Source organism: Geothrix fermentans DSM 14018 (assembly GCF_000428885.1).
Taxonomy (GTDB): Bacteria; Acidobacteriota; Holophagae; order Holophagales; family Holophagaceae; genus Geothrix; species Geothrix fermentans.
This window is the reverse complement of the sequence record NZ_AUAU01000009.1, coordinates 87929-104548: the sequence shown is the minus strand read 5'-3', so window position 1 is coordinate 104548 and position 16620 is coordinate 87929. Positions and strand designations below refer to the sequence as shown.

At 67.6% G+C, this 16620-nt stretch carries 14 protein-coding genes; 7 read left to right on the top strand and 7 right to left on the bottom strand.

The features are described 5' to 3' along the window. Positions 1 to 8 precede the first annotated feature (8 nt). The 3 genes from G398_RS0104035 to G398_RS16155 all read left to right on the top strand — a co-directional run bounded on the left by G398_RS0104035 (position 9) and on the right by G398_RS16155 (position 4617). Positions 9 to 2048: an elongation factor G gene (locus G398_RS0104035; protein WP_026852631.1), complete on the top strand. Its 2040-nt coding sequence runs from the start codon at positions 9 to 11 to the stop codon at positions 2046 to 2048. Between the two features lie 114 nt (positions 2049 to 2162). Continuing rightward, the gene (locus G398_RS16160) at positions 2163 to 3641 is read left to right on the top strand and encodes a DUF512 domain-containing protein (protein WP_052571400.1); all 1479 of its coding nucleotides are present in this window, start codon (positions 2163 to 2165) and stop codon (positions 3639 to 3641) included. An 82-nt stretch (positions 3642 to 3723) separates the two neighbouring features. Then, a complete protein-coding gene (locus G398_RS16155) occupies positions 3724 to 4617 on the top strand; it encodes a DMT family transporter (protein ID WP_052571398.1) in 894 nt (297 codons plus the stop codon). A 41-nt stretch (positions 4618 to 4658) separates the two neighbouring features. Here the strand turns inward: G398_RS16155 and G398_RS19285 are convergent, their stop codons facing one another. The 4 genes from G398_RS19285 to G398_RS19275 form a co-directional block, all read right to left on the bottom strand. After that, the gene (locus G398_RS19285; protein WP_052571396.1) at positions 4659 to 5153 is read right to left on the bottom strand and encodes an ExbD/TolR family protein; all 495 of its coding nucleotides are present in this window, start codon (positions 5151 to 5153) and stop codon (positions 4659 to 4661) included. After that, positions 5153 to 5623 (bottom strand): ExbD/TolR family protein, encoded by a 471-nt coding sequence (locus tag G398_RS19280; RefSeq protein ID WP_052571393.1) that lies wholly within the window; start codon positions 5621 to 5623, stop codon positions 5153 to 5155. The genes G398_RS19285 and G398_RS19280 overlap by 1 nt, the downstream gene beginning before the upstream one ends. A gap of 87 nt (positions 5624 to 5710) precedes the next feature. After that, a complete protein-coding gene (locus G398_RS16140) occupies positions 5711 to 6439 on the bottom strand; it encodes a MotA/TolQ/ExbB proton channel family protein (RefSeq protein ID WP_052571392.1) in 729 nt (242 codons plus the stop codon). 53 nt (positions 6440 to 6492) lie between these two features. Then, the gene (locus G398_RS19275; protein WP_052571390.1) at positions 6493 to 7293 is read right to left on the bottom strand and encodes an energy transducer TonB; all 801 of its coding nucleotides are present in this window, start codon (positions 7291 to 7293) and stop codon (positions 6493 to 6495) included. A gap of 262 nt (positions 7294 to 7555) precedes the next feature. Here G398_RS19275 and tgt point away from each other — a divergent pair, with 262 nt between their 5' ends. From tgt to G398_RS0103990, 3 genes are read left to right on the top strand one after another with little or no spacing between them, the layout of a single operon-like run. Further along, positions 7556 to 8704: a tRNA guanosine(34) transglycosylase Tgt gene (tgt, locus tag G398_RS0104000; protein WP_052571388.1), complete on the top strand. Its 1149-nt coding sequence runs from the start codon at positions 7556 to 7558 to the stop codon at positions 8702 to 8704. Further along, positions 8705 to 9016 carry a preprotein translocase subunit YajC gene (gene yajC, locus G398_RS0103995; RefSeq protein ID WP_052571386.1) on the top strand — a complete coding sequence of 104 codons (312 nt, stop codon included), beginning with the start codon at positions 8705 to 8707 and terminating at the stop codon, positions 9014 to 9016. Between the two features lie 57 nt (positions 9017 to 9073). After that, on the top strand, positions 9074 to 11923 hold the full coding sequence (locus tag G398_RS0103990) for a protein translocase subunit SecDF (protein ID WP_026852628.1): 2850 nt from the start codon (positions 9074 to 9076) through the stop codon (positions 11921 to 11923). A 213-nt stretch (positions 11924 to 12136) separates the two neighbouring features. On the opposite strand, the gene G398_RS16130 is transcribed toward G398_RS0103990, so the two are convergent. Genes G398_RS16130 through G398_RS16125 form a run of 3 tightly spaced genes read right to left on the bottom strand, consistent with a single transcriptional unit; the run spans position 12137 to position 15927 of the window. Continuing rightward, positions 12137 to 13153, bottom strand: a complete 1017-nt coding sequence (locus G398_RS16130) for an alpha/beta hydrolase family protein (protein ID WP_043483583.1) — start codon at positions 13151 to 13153, stop codon at positions 12137 to 12139. Between the two features lie 56 nt (positions 13154 to 13209). After that, entirely contained in the window at positions 13210 to 14100 is an 891-nt protein-coding gene (locus G398_RS0103980; RefSeq protein WP_026852627.1) for a polysaccharide deacetylase family protein, read from the bottom strand. A gap of 45 nt (positions 14101 to 14145) precedes the next feature. Further along, positions 14146 to 15927, bottom strand: coding sequence for a cation:proton antiporter (locus G398_RS16125; RefSeq protein WP_052571384.1), 1782 nt, complete (start codon positions 15925 to 15927; stop codon positions 14146 to 14148). A 216-nt stretch (positions 15928 to 16143) separates the two neighbouring features. On the opposite strand from G398_RS16125, the gene G398_RS0103970 reads away from it, so the two are divergent. Then, on the top strand, positions 16144 to 16620 hold the full coding sequence (locus G398_RS0103970) for a 4Fe-4S dicluster domain-containing protein (protein ID WP_026852626.1): 477 nt from the start codon (positions 16144 to 16146) through the stop codon (positions 16618 to 16620).

Here is a 16620-nt window from a genome sequence, read left to right as displayed (position 1 = left end):
GAGGCGCTGTGAGCGGAAATTCTCAGTCAACTCCACGCGTAGCGGCCATCGTGGGCCCCTACCTCTCCGGAAAGACCTCCTTGATGGAGAGCCTCCTCTTCGCGGCGGGCGCCCTGCCGCGCAAGGGCTCCGTCAAGGAGGGGAACACCGTCGGCGACGCCTCCCTGGAAGCCAAGGCCCGGCAGATGAGCGTCGAGGCCAGCATCGCGTCCTGCACCTACCAGGGTGAGGCCTGGACCCTCATCGACTGCCCCGGCTCCGTCGAGTTCCGGCAGGAGACGGTCCACGCCGTGATGGCCGCCGACATCGCCGTGGTGGTCTGCGACCCTGACCCCGCGAGGGCCCTCATGGCCGCCCCGGCCCTGAAGTTCCTCGACGACCACAAGATCCCCCACGTGATGTTCATCAACAAGCTGGAGGCCGCCGGCAGCGCAGGCAAGCTGAAGGACGTGCTCAACGCCCTCCAGCAGATCTCCGAGCGCCCCCTGGTCCTGGTGGAGATCCCCATCAAGGAGGGTGACCAGGTCACGGGCTATGTGGACCTCATCAGCGAGCACGCCTACAAGTACCAGGCGGGCGACGACGCCGACCTGAAGCAGCTGCCCGAGTCCGTGCTGCCCGAGGAGCACGAGGCCCGCCAGGCGATGCTGGAGAAGCTCGCGGACTTCGACGACCACCTCATGGAGGAGCTGCTGGGCGACGTGGTGCCCTCCCTGGAGGAGGTCTCCGGAGACCTGGCCAAGGATGTGTGCGACGACCTGCTGGTGCCGGTCTACTTCGGTTCCGCCGAGAAGGACAACGGCGTGCGCCGCCTCTTCCAGGCCCTCTGCGACGAGGCGCCGCGGGTGGACGCCACCGCCGCCCGCCTGGGCATCCCCGAGGGCAAGGACACGCTGGTGCAGGTGTTCAAGAGCGTCCATGCCCAGCACGTGGGTAAGCTGAGCATCTCCCGCGTGTGGCGGGGCGAGGTGGCGGACGGCGCCATGCTGGCGGGCAACCGGGTGAGTGGCATCAACCGGCTCTTCGGCTCCCAGCAGATCAAGCAGCAGAAGGCCTCCGCCGGCGAGGTGGTGGCCCTGGGCCGCATGGACGAGGTGAAGACCAGCGAAGGCCTTACGCCCGCCGCCCGGCTGAAGCTGGCCTGGCCTGAGCCCCTCCAGCCCATGCTGGCCCTCAGCCTCCACACCACCAAGGCCGGCGATGACGTGAAGCTTTCCCTGGCCCTCCAGAAGCTGTGCGAAGAGGACGCCTCCCTCCAGGTCGAACAGAACGCCGAGACCCAGGAGCGCATCCTCTGGGGCCAGGGCGAGGTCCACCTCAAGTGCGCCCTGGATCGGCTCAAGAGCCGCTTCGGCCTCGACGTGCAGGCCAACCCGCCCATGGTCCCCTACCGCGAGACCTTCACGAAGGCCGCGAAGGTCCATGGCCGGCACAAGCACCAGACCGGCGGCCACGGCCAGTTCGGGGACGTGTGGTTCGAGGTCAAGCCCCTGCCGCGCGGCACGGGCTTCCAGTTCGAGGAGCGCATCGTCGGCGGCGTGGTGCCCAAGAACTTCTTCGGCGCCATCGAGCACGGCGTGGTGGACTGGATGAAGCGCGGCCCCCTGGGCTTCCCCGTGGTGGACATCCACGTGGCCCTGGTGGATGGCAGCTACCACACCGTGGACAGCTCCGACATGGCCTTCAAGACCGCTGCCCGCATCGGCATGACCGAGGCGGCGCCGGTCTGCCACCCCGTGCTGCTCGAGCCCATCTCCGAGGTGCACATCAGCGTCCCCAGCGAGTACACGCCCAAGGCCCAGCGCCTGGTGACGGGCCGCCGGGGGGGGCAGGTGCTCGGTTTCGACGCCAAGCCCGGCTGGAAGGGCTGGGATGTGGTCTCCGCCTACATCCCCCAGGCCGAGATGAGCGACGTCATCGTCGAACTGCGCAGCCTCACGATGGGGGTCGGCTCCTTCACCTGGTCCTTCCACCACCTCCAGGAGCTGGTGGGCCGCGACGCCGACAAGGTGGTGGAGGCCCGGAAAGCATCGAAGACCACAGCCTGATCCCCAGGGGCTCCGGCCCTGGCGGGCCGGAGAATAGGAAAAGCCATAAAGCCTATGGGATGAGACAATCCTTACTCCGGAATTCCGCAGGAATTCCGGAGTAAGGAGCGGGCAGTGGCACAGAAGGGCGTACAGATCATCGCGGTGGAGCCCGGCAGCCTGGCGGAGGAGGCCGGGATCCGCCCCGGCGACACCCTCCTGGCCATCAACGGCGAGCCGGTCCTGGACCAGCTGAACTACCAGTTCCTGGTGACCCAGCGGGACGAGACCGGCCTTCGCATCCTGCGTCCGGACGGCAGCGCCTTCGAGGCCTCCGTGGAGAACGGCGGCGAGGGCCTGGGCGTGGATCTGGCCCAGGACGAGGTGAAGGTCTGCAAGCAGAACTGCGTGTTCTGCTTCGTGCACCAGATGCCCAAGGGCTTCCGCAAGTCGCTCTACCTCAAGGACGAGGACGTGCGCCTCTCCTTCCTCTACGGCCACTTCACGACCCTTTCCAGCAGCGATGACGCGGAGCTGGACCGCATCGTGCGGGAACGACTCAGCCCCATCCATGTCTCCGTCCACGCCACGGACCCCGTGGCCCGGGTGAAGGTGGTGGGCAATCCCCGCGAAGGGCACATCCTCCGCAAGGTCGATCGGCTGCTGGAGGGGGGCATCGACGTCCACACCCAGGCGGTGGTGGCGCCCGGCCTCAACGACGGAGCCATCTGGCAGCAGACGGTGGACGACCTCTGGGCGCGCCGGAAGGCGGGCCGGGGCGGCGTCCTGAGCCTGTCCTGTGTGCCCGTGGGCCTCACCGGCCACCGGGAGAACCTGCCCGCGGTGGCGGACGTGGACTCGGCCTTCGCCCGGGACTGGGTGGCCCGCTGGACGCCGGAGGTCCGGAAGTACGCCAAGGCCAATGACGGCGAGCCCTGGCTGCTGCTGGCGGACGAGTGGTTCACCCGGGCCGGGGTCGAGGTGCCGGGACGGGCCTTCTACTCGCGGTCCTGGGCCCAGCTGGAGAACGGCGTGGGCCTGGTGCGCCGCTTCCTGGAGCACAGCCGGCGCTTCATCAAGTCTCCACGGGCCAGGGGATTCATGGGGCGTCGAGTCCTCCTCTTGACCGGCGCGAGTTTCGCGCCGGTACTCAGCCGCGTAGCGGCTGAGCTTAACCGCCAAGTGGGGAGCCACCTGCGCGTGGTGCCGGCCCGCAACTTCAGCTTCGGCGACAGCGTGACGGTGGCGGGCCTGCTCTGCGGGGAGGACCTGAAGTATGCCGCCCACGCCGACCGGGACCAGAAGGGTGGCCGGGCGGACTGGGTGGACGCGGTGGTGGTGCCCTCAGCCAGCCTTCGCACCCATACGGGCCCCACGGATCAGTACACCCTGCGGGGACAGGTGGTGCGCGAGGAAGGCACCTTCCTGGACGATCTCACCCTGCCCGGACTGGCGGCGGATCTGGGCGTGCCCACCGTGCCCAGCGGCGCCAACCTCTCCCACCTGCTGGACCACCTGGAGGCCGCGGACCGCGGCGCCTTCCGGGGTGGGGCCCTGGCTTCGGCCTTCCACACCGCCGGGTTGAACCTGCCGCAGGGGGCGTACAACCCTTGAGCTTGCCTCTGCCACGGCCGCTGCGCGGTCGTGGATACCTCCAGGCGAAGCCCGGAGGCCCCTGGCATGGAAGAATCAAGGTATGCCAAATTCAATTGCCCACTCCCGCCGCCGCATGGCGGCCCGGGCGGAGCTTGCAGGCTCCGCCCTCTGCTTCGGCCTCATGGCCATCCTGGCGCGGAAGCTCACGCTGCCGGGCATGGGCTTCACGGCAGGCCATCTGGCGGTACTGCGCTTCGTGGTGGGGGCGCTGGTCAGCCTGGCGGTCTTCGGCCTGATCCCGGGGCTCTACCGGCCCAGCAACTACCGGCTGCTGGTGAGCCGGGGGCTGTCGGGAGGGGCGGTGGTGGTGCTCTACTTCTACGCTCTGGCCCACATCCCGGCGGGCGAGGCGGGCATCCTCTACAACGTCTTCCCGGTGATCGCCGTGGTGATGTCGCTGGCGCTCTTCAAGGAACGCCCCACCATCCACCTCTGGCTGGCGATTCTGGCGGCCTCCCTGGGGGTGGTGCTGGTGCTCAGCCAGGGCCACCTGGGCTTCGGCCTGGGCCGGGGCGAGCTGGCGGCGCTGGCGGCGGCGGTCTTCGCGGCCACCAGCGCCAACGCCATCCGGGCCGCGCGCCACACGGAGAACGCCGCCACCATCTTCTTCTACTTCTGCCTGGCCGGGCTGCCGGTGGTGCTGCCCTTCGCCCTGTCGCCCTGGCCCAGCCTTCTCCACGGGGGCCTGGCGCCCTGGGGGCTGGCGGTCCTCATGAGCCTGCTGGCCTATGGGGGCCAGATCCTGATGTCCGAGGCCTACGGGGCCCTGTCGGTGTCCGAGGCGGCGGTCTGGCTCCAGCTGCTGCCCGTGGTCCAGTACATCCTGGCCGTGCCCCTGCTGGGGGAGCGTGCTACCGGGGCGGGGCTCGCGGGCGTCCTCATCACCGTGGCGGGGGTGGCCTACGGCACCGTGCTGGGGCACCGCAAGGCATGAAAAAGGGCCCCGGAGGGCCCTTTTCGGGGATCGCGGGGCGCCTAGCTGACGGGCGCGGCCACGATGCGCTTCTTGAGGGAGACAGCCACCTTCACGTCGCCGCCATCCTGGCCCTGGAACTTGTCGAGCTGATCAAGGGACTTCTTCTTGGCGGTTTCCGAGGCGACGCGGATGGCGTCGAGCACATCCACCATGGCCTGGAACTTCACGTCCTCGTCCACCTTCAGGAAGACCTTCCGGTAGTTGAGGGGCTGCAGCATCACGGCGTCGGGCAGCTTGTCCTTGATGCCCTGGGCGTCGATCTTGTCCTGCTGGAGGGTCATCGTGCCGTCCTGGTCCACCTGGATCAGGATGTTGTTCGGATCGGGCTTGGGAGGGGTGGCGGTCTGGACGACCTGGGGCACCACCACCTTCATGGCCTTGCTGAGGCCAGGCACCATCACGATGAACACGATCAGGAGCACCAGCACGATGTCGATCAGCGGGGTGACGTTGATATCGGATTTCGCTTTGCCCTTGGGCGCGCCGGCATCCATCAGTTGCCCCCTTCCTTCTTGTCCTTGTCCTCGCTGGTGACGATGGAGGCCTCGTCGGCGCCACCCTTCCGGCAGGACTGGAACAGTTCGTTGATGTACTTGAAGGGCAGGTCGGCATCAGCCTTCACGAACACCCGCTTGTCGTTCAGCATCGAGACGTTGCGGTTGATGTAGTCCTCGAGCTTCTGGCGCTGGGCTTCGTCGTTGATGAAGAACCGCTCGTCCTTCGCGTCCTTGTCGTCGATGAGCACGGCGCCGGGGCCGATCACTTCGTACTTGTCGTTGCGCTTGGAGGTCAGCATGAGGGTCAGGTACTTCTGGCCGGCATCCTGCTGCTGCTCCACCTTCGGGGCATGCTTGGCCAACGGCAACTTCACGGCGTTGTTCACCGCCGGCGTGATCACGATGAAGATGATCAGCAGCACGAGAACGATGTCCACCAGCGGCGTGACGTTGATGTCGGACTTCATTCCACCCTTGGAACCACCTGCATCCATGGTGTGTTCTCCTTAGAAAAATCGCCCGGGAGCTCGCGCTCCCGGGCGGGGGTGGCGATCTTAGCTCTGGCTCTCGCGGCGGATGAACTCGTCGATCATCTGGGAGGCCGCGTTGTTGATGTTGGTGACGACCACATCCTGCTTGTTGGTCAGCAGGTTGTAGATCCACACGGCGGGGATGGCGACGATCAGGCCGAGGGCGGTGGTGGCGAGGGCCTCACCGATGGAGCCGGCCAGGGCGTTGATGTCGCCGGCGCCCTTGGTCTTCAGGTCGGAGAAGACCTTGATGATGCCGATCACGGTGCCGAGCAGGCCGATGAAGGGGGCGAGGGCGCCGATGGTGGCCAGGCCGCTCATGCCCTTCTTGAGGAGCTCGACGACCTCGGCGGTGCCGCGCTGGATGGCGCGCTCCACGGGCTGGATGGCGTCGTGGTTGGGGTTCATGGTCTTGAGCTGCTTCTCGTACTGGAAGATGTCCAGGCCGTGCTTCAGCACCAGGGCGATGTGGCTCTTGTTGTGGGTGGTGGCGGCGCGCTTGGCGGCCTCGAAGTCACCGCGGCGGAGGGTGTCCATGAAGAGCTTGAGGAACTTGTCGGAGGCCTGGTTGCTCTGCGCGTAGGTGACGAAGCGCTCGACGGCCACGTAGATCTGGTAGGCCAGCAGGACGAAGAGGATGACGATGATGAACTTGTTGGCGATGGACGCCGCGCGCCAGATCTCGGCCGCGGAGAAGCTGTCGTGGCCGCCTTCGGCAAGACCGAGCATCAGGGGGGTGGCAAGCAGGTTCATGAGGTTTCCTTATGGAATGGGATAGAGAGGGTTGGACGTAGGAAGGGCGCGGGCTACCGGAGCCGGAACGGCATCGTGAGCTTGAATCGCGCGTACTGGGGGGCGCCGTTCAGGAGGGCGGGCTCGAACTTCCACTGCATGGCGTAGGCTTCGGCCGTGGGCCGGAGCTGGGGGGGGCCTTCCTTCGCGACGGCCGAGGTGGGGATGCCGTCGGGTCCGACCACGATCTCCACGACCACCGTGCCCTGGATCTTGGCGATCTTGGCGAGGGGCGGGTAGGGCGGGGCGGGGGGCTGGTACTTCACCTTGATCTGGCTGAAGTCGAAGTCCACCACCTTGCCGGTGCCGCCGACGACGCCGCCGACCACACCGCCGACCACGCCGCCGATGACGCCGCCGGGAACACCGCCGGGGACGCCGCCGGGGACGCCACCCAGAGAGTGGTCCTGCTTGGGCAGTTCCTTGGGAACCGTCTCAGGCACCACTTCCTGGCGCGGGTCGATGGGAGTCGTATCCGCCTTGCTCGTCGACACGGCGGCCATGGGCGGCGGCGGCGGCGGCGGCGGCGGAGGCGGGGGAGGAGGCGGCGGCGGCGCGGCCTCAGCCTGCTCGGCGAGGTCGATGGCCATGGTCTTCAGCACCTTCTGGCCCGTCTCCGTGTGCTTGGCCAACTGGAAGGCCACAAGCGCGAACAAGGCGTACATCGCCACGGTGGTGGGGATGGTGACCTTGGGGTTGCCTCGCCGGATGGCGTTGTTCCCGGCCGAGAGCGACGACTTGTAGACTGCGTCCTCCAGGGACTCAGCTGGTGCGGCTGTTTTGGCGGGGGTTGACTTCTTGGGATCTTTGCTCATGCGACTCCCGTGAAAGATCCAGGGGAAAAAACAGCGAGCCGAACCGACGGGAACATCGGTCCGGCTACGGAGATGGGGATAAAGAACCGGGGCAAGCCCAACGGCTAAGATGGCAAAGGGTCGGCGGCTGGTCAAGCTGGAATAACGGGCGCAACCCCCCATGAACAGGGCATTCGGCGATTTTTTGGTGGGTTTGGCAACACCCATCTGCGTTTCAAAAGGGTGGCATTGTTAATTTTTGTTAAGAAGGCCTGACTTCCCCATGCTGAAAATCACAACCCCATATTTTTCATTCATCCAGGAGTCCGGAGCCCCCCCCGGGCCCGCCCGCGCGGGGCGATTTCATACCTCGCATGGTGAGGTTGCCACACCGGTGTTCATGCCCGTGGGGACTCAGGGAACGGTGAAGGGGGTCACCCCTGCCCAGCTGGCCGAGATCGGGCCCCAGGTGATCCTGGGGAACACATACCACTTGGGGCTCCGTCCGGGCGATGCCCTGGTGGCCCAGCACGGGGGGCTGCACCGCTTCATGGGCTGGAACGGCCCCATTCTCACGGATTCCGGAGGCTTCCAGGTCTTCTCCCTGGCCTCGCTCCGGAAGATGACGGAGGAGGGGGTGACCTTCCAGAGCCATCTGGACGGCAGCCCCCAGTTCCTCTCGCCGGAGCGCAGCCTTGAGATCCAGCGGAACCTGGGCTCGGACATCTGCATGGCCCTGGACGAGTGCCCGCCGGGCCGGATCGAGCGCGCCAAGCTGGAGGCCAGCATGGCCCGCACCACCCGCTGGCTGGCCCGGAGCCGGGCCGTCCCCCTCCAGCCCCACCAGGGCCTGTTCGCCATCAACCAGGGAGGCACCCACCTGGACCTGCGACGCCGCCATCTGGAGGAGGCCATGGAGCAGGACGCCAAAACCCCCTTCCAGGGCTTCGCCGTGGGCGGCCTCAGCGTGGGCGAGCCCAAGCCCGAGATGAACGCGGTGCTGGTGGAGTTCGTGAAGGAGCTGCCCGCGGACCGGCCCCGCTACCTCATGGGGGTGGGGACGCCCGAGGATCTCCTCTTCGGCATCGAGCAGGGGGTGGACCTCTTCGACTGCGTGCTGCCCAGCCGCGAGGCGCGCCACGGCCGGATCCTCACCAGCCGCGGGAAGCTCAACCTCAAGAACGCCCGGCACCGGGAGGCCGACCAGCCCCTGGATCCGGATTGCGGCTGCTACACCTGCCGGACCTTCAGCCGGGCCTACCTCCACCACCTCTTCCGCTGCGGCGAGCTGCTGGGCTTCACGCTGAACACGATCCACAACCTGAGCTACACTGTGGGGCTCACCCGCGCCGCGCGGCAGGCCCTGCTGGAAAACCGCTTTCCGGCATTCGCCCAGTCCGTGCGCGCCCGATGGCAGACCGAGGAGCCCTAGATGATGTACGCCCTTCTTCAGCAGCCCGCGGCCGGCGGCGGCCCGGCCTGGATCCAGTTCGTGTTCATCGGCGGCATGGCCCTGATGTTCTACTTCCTCCTCATCCGGCCCCAGAGCAAGGCCCGCAAGGAGATGGAGGCCCGCCTCTCGAAGCTGAAGGCCGGCGACGAAGTCGTGCTGACCTCCGGCCTCTATGCCACCATCGACCGCGTCGAGGACAAGCACATCTGGATCAAGCTGGGCGGTTCCCTGGTGAAGGCCCGGCGTGCCGCCGTGGCCTCCCTGGCCTCCGAACCCGAGCAGCAGAACTGACCCCATGACCTTCCGGGCCGGCCTCCCCGCCGGCCCGCTTTCTGTTAGGAGCGCCCCGTGACCAAACGGAGCCTCTGGCGCCTCGCCATCGTCCTCGCCGTGCTGTTCGGCTGCGGTTACTTCTTCACGCCCCTGTCGAAGGTGAAACTGGGCCTCGACCTCCGGGGCGGCGTCCACTTCGAGTTGGAGGTCCAGGGCCAGGAGGCTCTCGCGGCCGACCTGCGCGACAGCAAGGACCGCCTCGCCTCCCGCCTCAAGGAGAAGGGCCTGCCGGGCGCCGTGGTGCTGGCGGACGGCGACGCCCTCCGGGTGACCGGTGTGGGCGCCGACCAGAAGGCCACCGTGGAGAAGGTCGCCAAGGACTTCTTCTCGGGGTACGACCTGGCCGCGGAAGGGGACGCCTTCCTGCTCCGGCAGAAGGGCAGCTACCAGAAGCAGCTGAAGGACGACGCCAACAAGCGGGCCCTGGAGGTCATCGAGAAGCGCATCCGCGACATCGACCCCGCCAACGTGCTCGAGCCCGAGATTACCGCCAGCGGCGCCGAGGGCAACCGCATCGTGGTGGAGATCCCCGGCATCGAGGAGGGCGACCGCGAGCGCATCAAGAAGCTGCTGGCCACGCCGGGCCACCTGGAGCAGCGCCTGCTGGCCAAGGCCCCCCAGATCTACTTCAACTCCAAGGAAGAGGCCCTGGCCTTCTTCAAGGGAACCATTCCCCCCGAGTTCGAGCTGCTGCCCGAGATCGAGAGCGACCGGCAGGCCCGCCGCGCCGGCCAGCCCGTGGTGAAGGCCAAGCCCGGCGAGGAGAAGATCAGCCGGTGGGTCCTGCTGGAAAGCCGCGTGGCCGTGGATGGCGCCGACATCATCGACTCGCACCGGGCCTCCAACTCCCAGACCGAGGCCAACGAGGTCAACTTCACCCTCAACAAGAAGGGGGATGACGACTTCGCCCGCCTCACGGGCATCGCCTCCGAGGAGAACCGCCTCATCGCCATCGTGCTCGACCGCAAGATCGTCACCGAGCTGAGCGCCAAGGAGAAGATCATCGGTGGCGCGGTGCGCATCAGTGGCAGCTTCACCGCCCAGGAGGCCGATGACCTCGCCAGCCAGCTCCGCAGCGGCGCCCTCCGCGCCCCCATGAAGTTCCTGGAAGAGCGCGTCGTGGGCCCCGGCCTGGGCCGCGACTCCATCCACGCCGGCGTGCGGGCGGCCGTCATCGGCTTCGCCGCCATCATCGGCTTCATGGTCATCTTCTACCACTGGTCCGGCGTCAACGCGATCGTGGCCCTCACCGTGAACGTAATCGTGATGATGGGCCTGCTGGGTTCCTTCCGCGCCACGCTCACCCTGCCGGGCATCGCGGGCTTCGTGCTCACCCTGGGCATGGCGGTGGACGCCAACATCCTCATCTTCGAGCGCATCAAGGAGGAACTGGGCCTGGGCAAGAGCGTGGCCGGCGCCATCGACGCGGGCTTCGACCGCGTGTTCTGGACCATCGTGGACAGCCACGTCACCCAGCTCTTCTCGGCCCTGCTGCTCTTCATCTTCGGCACCGGCCCCGTCAAGGGCTTCGCCGTCACCCTCACCGTGGGCGTCGTAGCCTCGCTGTTCACCAGCATCTACATCAGCCGCTACATCTACGACTGGATCCTGGAGCAGCACCCAGGCACCAAGACCCTCTCCGTGGGCACCCACACCTTCTTCAAGGGCTCGGCCTACGACTTCATGAAGTACAAGGGCACGGCCATCGCCATCAGCTGGGGCATCATCGTGATCTCCCTGCTGTACGTCCGCCCCTGGAACCTCACCCACAACAACCGCATCCACCTCGGCATGCAGTTCGTGGGCGGCAACGACATGACCGTGCGGTTCCGCGGCGCCATGGAGCCCGAGTCCATCCGGGCCGTCCTGGCGAAGAACGGCTACTCGGACGCCACCGTGGTGGCCTACGAGAACGCCGACAAGACGGTCCGCGACTTCTCCGTGAAGGTGAAGGCCCGCAAGGACGCGGACCAGAAGGACAGCACCATCCAGGCCAACGCCCTCCGCGCCATCTTCAAGCAGATGGACCCCGAGGCCGCCGCCGGAAGCCCGCTTCCGGCCCTGAACCTCGAGGGCTCCAAGACGCTGACGGATACGCTGGTGAAGGCCAACCCCGCGGGGATCGGCGGTGACGAGATGGCCCTGGCCGCCGCCTATACCCCCTTCGCGGAGAAGATCATCGCCGGCCGCGACCGCCTGCCCTCGGGCCTCTACCAGACCTTCGCCGAGCTGCCCCAGGACCTGCCCCAGGCCGTGAAGGACACGGTCCAGAAGAGCTACCGGCTCGGATCCGTGGGCATCCTCAAGGACGAGAGCTTCTCCCCCAGCATCTCCGGTGAGTGGACCCGCAAAACCCTCACCGCCGTGGCCTGGGCCCTGGGCGCCATCCTCGTCTACGTGATGTTCCGGTTCACGGCCAGCTACGCCGTGGGCGGCATCGTATCCCTGGTCCACGACATGCTCATGGCCCTGGCCCTCTTCGCCGCCTTCGGCTACGAGTTCAACGTGCCCGTGGTGGCCAGCTTCCTCACATTGATGGGCTACTCCATGGCCGACACCATCGTGGTGTTCGACCGCATCCGCGAGAACAGCCACCGGCCGGAGTACCGCCGAGCCACAGTGACCAAGCTGGTGAACGACTCCATCAACCAGACGCTGGGCCGGACGATCCTCACCTCCATGTCCGTGCTGTTCGTCAGCGTCTGCCTCTGGCTCTTCGGCGGCCCGGCCCTCAAGGACCTGGCCTTCCCACTGGTCATCGGCGTCATCACCGGCACCTACTCGTCCATCTACATCGCGAGCCCCGTGGTGGTGTACTGGGACCAGTGGTTCGGCGGCAAGGACAAGCTGAAACAGCATGCCTAATGCTGTTTGGGGGTTACGCGCTTCGCGCACACCCCCAAGCCCCCGCGAGAAAGCCCGGCGAAGCCGGGCTTTCTCTTTCGGCCGCCACCGAGGATCTAAGGTCGCGCTGGCGTGAACATCCCCGGGCCCCCACGAAGAAGCCCGGCAGAGCCGGGCTTCTTCGTTTCCTGCTTTAGCCGAGAGCCGACAGCTGATAGCTGACAGCCGATAACGCTATTTCAGATGCTTCTCCAGGAAGGCATAGATCTCCTTCCGCGACTCCTGGGCCACCGTGGTGTCGATGCGGTTGAAGCTGTGGCCGCCGGGGGCGTCCTGGTAGATCTTGTGCTCGAAGGTCTTGCCGGCGGCCTTGAGGGCGTTGATGAGGGTCTCGACCTCCACCACGTTCACGTCGCGGTCGTTGGTGGTGCTGTGGATGAGCAGGGGGGTGCGGAGCTTCTGCACGTTCCACACGGGGCTGCGGCGCCGCACCATCTCCACATCCTCGCTGGGGGTCTTGCCGGCGAACATGGTGCGGACCACGGCGTCGTCCCGGTATTCCTCGCCGGCGTAGCCCACCCGCATCAGCAGGTCCGAGACGGGCACGCCCGCGTAGCACGCGGCGAACTTCTCCGGGTGGTCGAAGACGGCCATGAGGGAGATGAGGCCGCCGTGGCTCCAGCCCACCATGGCGCAGCGCTTCGGATCCACCGGCAGGTGCTCCACGGCCCAGTCCCGGCCCGCCACCACGTCGTCCACCTCCAGGCCGCCGTAGTCGATGGCGTCATAGAGGCCCTTCCCGTAGCCCGTGGAGCCCCGATAGTCGGGGGCCACCACGATGTAGCCGCGCGTCACCATCTCCCGGACGATGTGGGCGTGGTAGGTGCCGAAATCCGCGTGGACGCCGCCGTGGGGCAGCACGATGAGGGGCAGCTTCCGGCCCTTTTCCGCCTGGCGGGGCACGAAGACGTACTGCTGGATCTTGAGGGGGTGGCGCGCGTTCTTGATGCCGTAGGTCTCCTCGCCCCGGGGGTTCGGGGGGCCCGTGTAGGTGACCTTGTCCACCACGGCCACGTCCGAGAGCCGCTGGAACCAGAGCTGATCGTCCGCCGCCTTGCGGAGGGAGTCCAGCTCCCAGTGGAGGCCGCTCACGCGGGACTCCAGGCGCTTGAAGCGGGCATCCTCCGGGGCCTGGGCGGCCAGAGGGGGCAAGGCCAGGGCGCAGAGCAGGAGCGGGGCGGGAAGGCGCATGGGAACCTCGGGATGGGCACTCCCGAGGTTACTGCAAGAGCCCTCGTCTTGCGATATCAGCCCTCCCAGCTCACCCAGCCGGCCCGGCCCGGGATCTCCCTGCGGGAAACGACCTTGGCCGGCGGGTTCGCGGCCTTCAGCTCCGGCAGCCAGTCCACGTGGGTGCGGGCCTGGACGCCGCGCTCGCGCAGGCCGCCCAGGAAGGCGTCGAAGGTCTCGAACAGCGCGCCGCCTTCGACCTCCGTGTGCAGGGCATAGACGTTCAGGGCGTCCTCCCGCACCAGGCCCCACACCTCCCGGTTCACCTGGTCCGGCGTGCGGCCGTCCAGGCCCAGCAGCTCATCCAGGGTGGGCAGGGTGGTGGGGATCTGGAGGGTGGAGAGGGTCTTGCCCTTCACGATGGGGTAGAAGGGCGCGAAGCCGCGGCAGTCGCCGGCATAGCCCAGGCCGTAGGCCTCCTGGAGTTCCAGGGTGGTGTCGTTGCAGCGCCAGGCGGGGCTCACGGCGCCCAGGGGCTTCTCGCCGAAGACCGTGCCGAAGGCCTCATGCGCGTTCGCGTACCAGTCCGACAGCCACTGCCGCGACTTGCGGTCCAGCAGGTCGTGGTACTGCACGTGGTCCCAGGCATGGATGCCCACCTCGTGGCCGGCCTCCTTGGCGGCACGCATCTCGGCGGCGGCACGCTTCCAGATGGTGGGCGCCGGCAGCAGGACGCCGTACATCATGGTCTTGAAGCCGTAGAGCTTGGTGGCGTTGGTGCGCCGCATCTTGGCCAGGAAGCCCTTGCGGAAGATGCGCCGGATGGCCTTGCCACTGTTGTCGGGCCCGAAGCTGAAGTAGAAGCTGGCTCGCATCTGGTGCTTGTCCAGCAGGCGCAGCAGGGTGGGGATGCCCGTGACCGAGCCTTCCAGGGTGTCGACGTCCACGCGGAGGGAGATGGCTTTCATGGGGGTTCCTTGTCCTCTCCATTGCACCCGCGAAGGGGCCGGGCATCAAGGCGCGGGGCTGGGGGGACCACCACCGCGTTCCCGGCGCCGCTGGACCAGGCCCTCGGTCCCCTCCATCCAGCCCCGCTGGATGGCGCCCATGCGCCGCCACAGGAGGAAGCCCGACAGGAGGACGGCGGCCAGGGCCAGGGCCGGTATCAGGCCCGTGGGCAGGAGGGGCTGCAGCAGGGCCACCAGGGGCAGGGCCACCGTCGCTCCCAGGGCCAGCTCGATGACGAACCGGATGGCATCGCCCATGCCCTCGGTCCGGTCCCCGGAGACCAGGATGGCCCGTTCTGCGATGGCCCGCGCGATGCGGCGGACCTGCTTGAGGATGCCCAGGAGGAAGCGCAGGGCCAGACCGCCGACGAGCAGCCAGACCAGGTACACCGCCAGGGCATGGGACAGTCCCCGGGCCACGACGAGCCCCGTGAGGGTCCGATGGAGCAGGGTGCCGAGGCCCACGGACACGGCCACCAGCAGGCTGTCCAGCAGGAGGTAGCCGAAGGGCCGGCGGAGGTGGAACCAGGCGGCCTTCCGGAACGGGAGGCTCCGCAGGTGGCCCATGGCGGCCCGGTGGTGCAGGAGGAAATGCCGGATCCGGCGGGGCAGCCAGCGCTCGACACCATCCGCCAGGCCCTCCGAGTGCTGGATCAGCAGCGGGGTGGTCAGGGTAGTCAGGGCGCAGGTGGCGGCCAGGACCGGGAAGAGGGCCGGCCCCACCACGCCGAGGCTCTGGCCCAGGGCCGCGATGATGAAGCTGAACTCGCCGATCTGCGCCAGGCCCGCCCCGGCACGGATGGAGCTCCTGAGGCTGTTGCCGCCCAGCAGGCCGCCCAGGGCGCCGGACAGGATCTTCCCCGCCAGGACCAGCAGGGTGAAGAGGGCCAGACCCTTCCAGTTGGGCAGCAGCTGGCCGGGATCGATCATCATGCCGATGGAGACGAAGAAGACCGCCACGAACATGTCGCGCAGGGGATGGACGAGGTGCTCGACCTTCCGCTCCCGGCCCGATTCCGCCACGATCATGCCCGCCAGGAAGGCGCCCAGGGCCACGGAGTAGCCCGCCTTGGCCGCCAGCAGCGAGAAGGCGAAGCAGAGGCCCACCACGGTGACCAGGAGGGTCTCGCTGCTGCCCGTGTCTGCCACCCAGCGCACGAAGCGCGGCAGGATCCAGCGGCCGAGCAGCGTCACCACCACCAGGAAGCCCGCCAGGCGGGCGAGGGTGAGCAGGAAGGCCGGCAGGCTGAGGCCCGCCCCCGAACCCACCGCCGTGAGCAGGGTGAGCATGAGGATGGCCAGGAGGTCCTGCACGATGAGGGTGGAGAGCACCAGGTCCGCCAGGGGGCCCTTGGCATTCATGGCCTCGAAGACCCGCGCGATGATCATGGTGGAGCTGACGGCCAGCGCCGCTCCCGCGAAGACGCTCTCCACGGCGCCCCAGCCCAGGAAGCGGCCGGCGAGGAAGCCCGCCCAGGCCATGAAGCCCCCCTGGATCAGCGCCACCAGCGCGGCGGAGGGGCCGGAGTGCAGGAGCTTCTTGAGGCTGAACTCCAGGCCCAGGGAGAACATGAGAAGGATGACGCCCAGCTCCGAGAGCGTGTGGACGTTGCCCTGGTCGGCCACCAGCGGGATGGGGAGGTGGGGGCCGATGATGAGGCCCGCGAAGAGGTACCCCACCACCACCGGCAGGCGGATCCGCTGGCAGGCCACGGTGGTGAGCGCCGCGACGCCCAGGACCATGGCCAGGTCGGCGAGGATTCCTGGGGTGGCCGGGGCTGCGGTCATGCGCTCCTTTCCGGGATTCCGGATGATAACCCGGCGGCGCGGAAGACTGTTGAGATCGCGTCTCCCGATAGACATTCGGAAGCCGGAAACCTCCGCCGGAATTGGATCTGAGAAGGGTTGAAGAAGGCCGAAAAAGGATGCTCCCGACCCGGTCATCTGATCTATGATCGTGCCGCTATCCAGATCCTGACCAACGGGTCACCAGGAGGTTTTGCCATGCAGAAATCCCTCCACCTCGATCCCAACAAGTGCACAGGCTGCCTCCAGTGCGAGATGGCCTGCGCCTGGGAGAACCACCGGAGCTTCACCATCGCGAAGTCGCGCATCAAGGTGTTCACGTTCCACCATGAGGGGCGCTTCGTGCCCTACACCTGCACGCAGTGCGACGAGGCCTGGTGCATGACGGCATGCCCCGTGGACGCCATCCGTCTGGATCCCGTCACCGGCGCGAAGATCGTGCTGGAGCCCACCTGCGTGGGCTGCAAGGTCTGCACCATCGCCTGCCCCTTCGGCACCATCAACTACGTGGCCTCCACGGGCAAGGTGCAGAAGTGCGACCTCTGCGGGGGCGAGCCGGCCTGCGCCAAGGCCTGCCCGACCGGCGCCATCACCTATGTGGATGCGGACTGGACGGGGCTCGGGAAGATGCGCCAGTGGGCCGGCAAGACCGACACCAACCCGGCGACGGTGTGA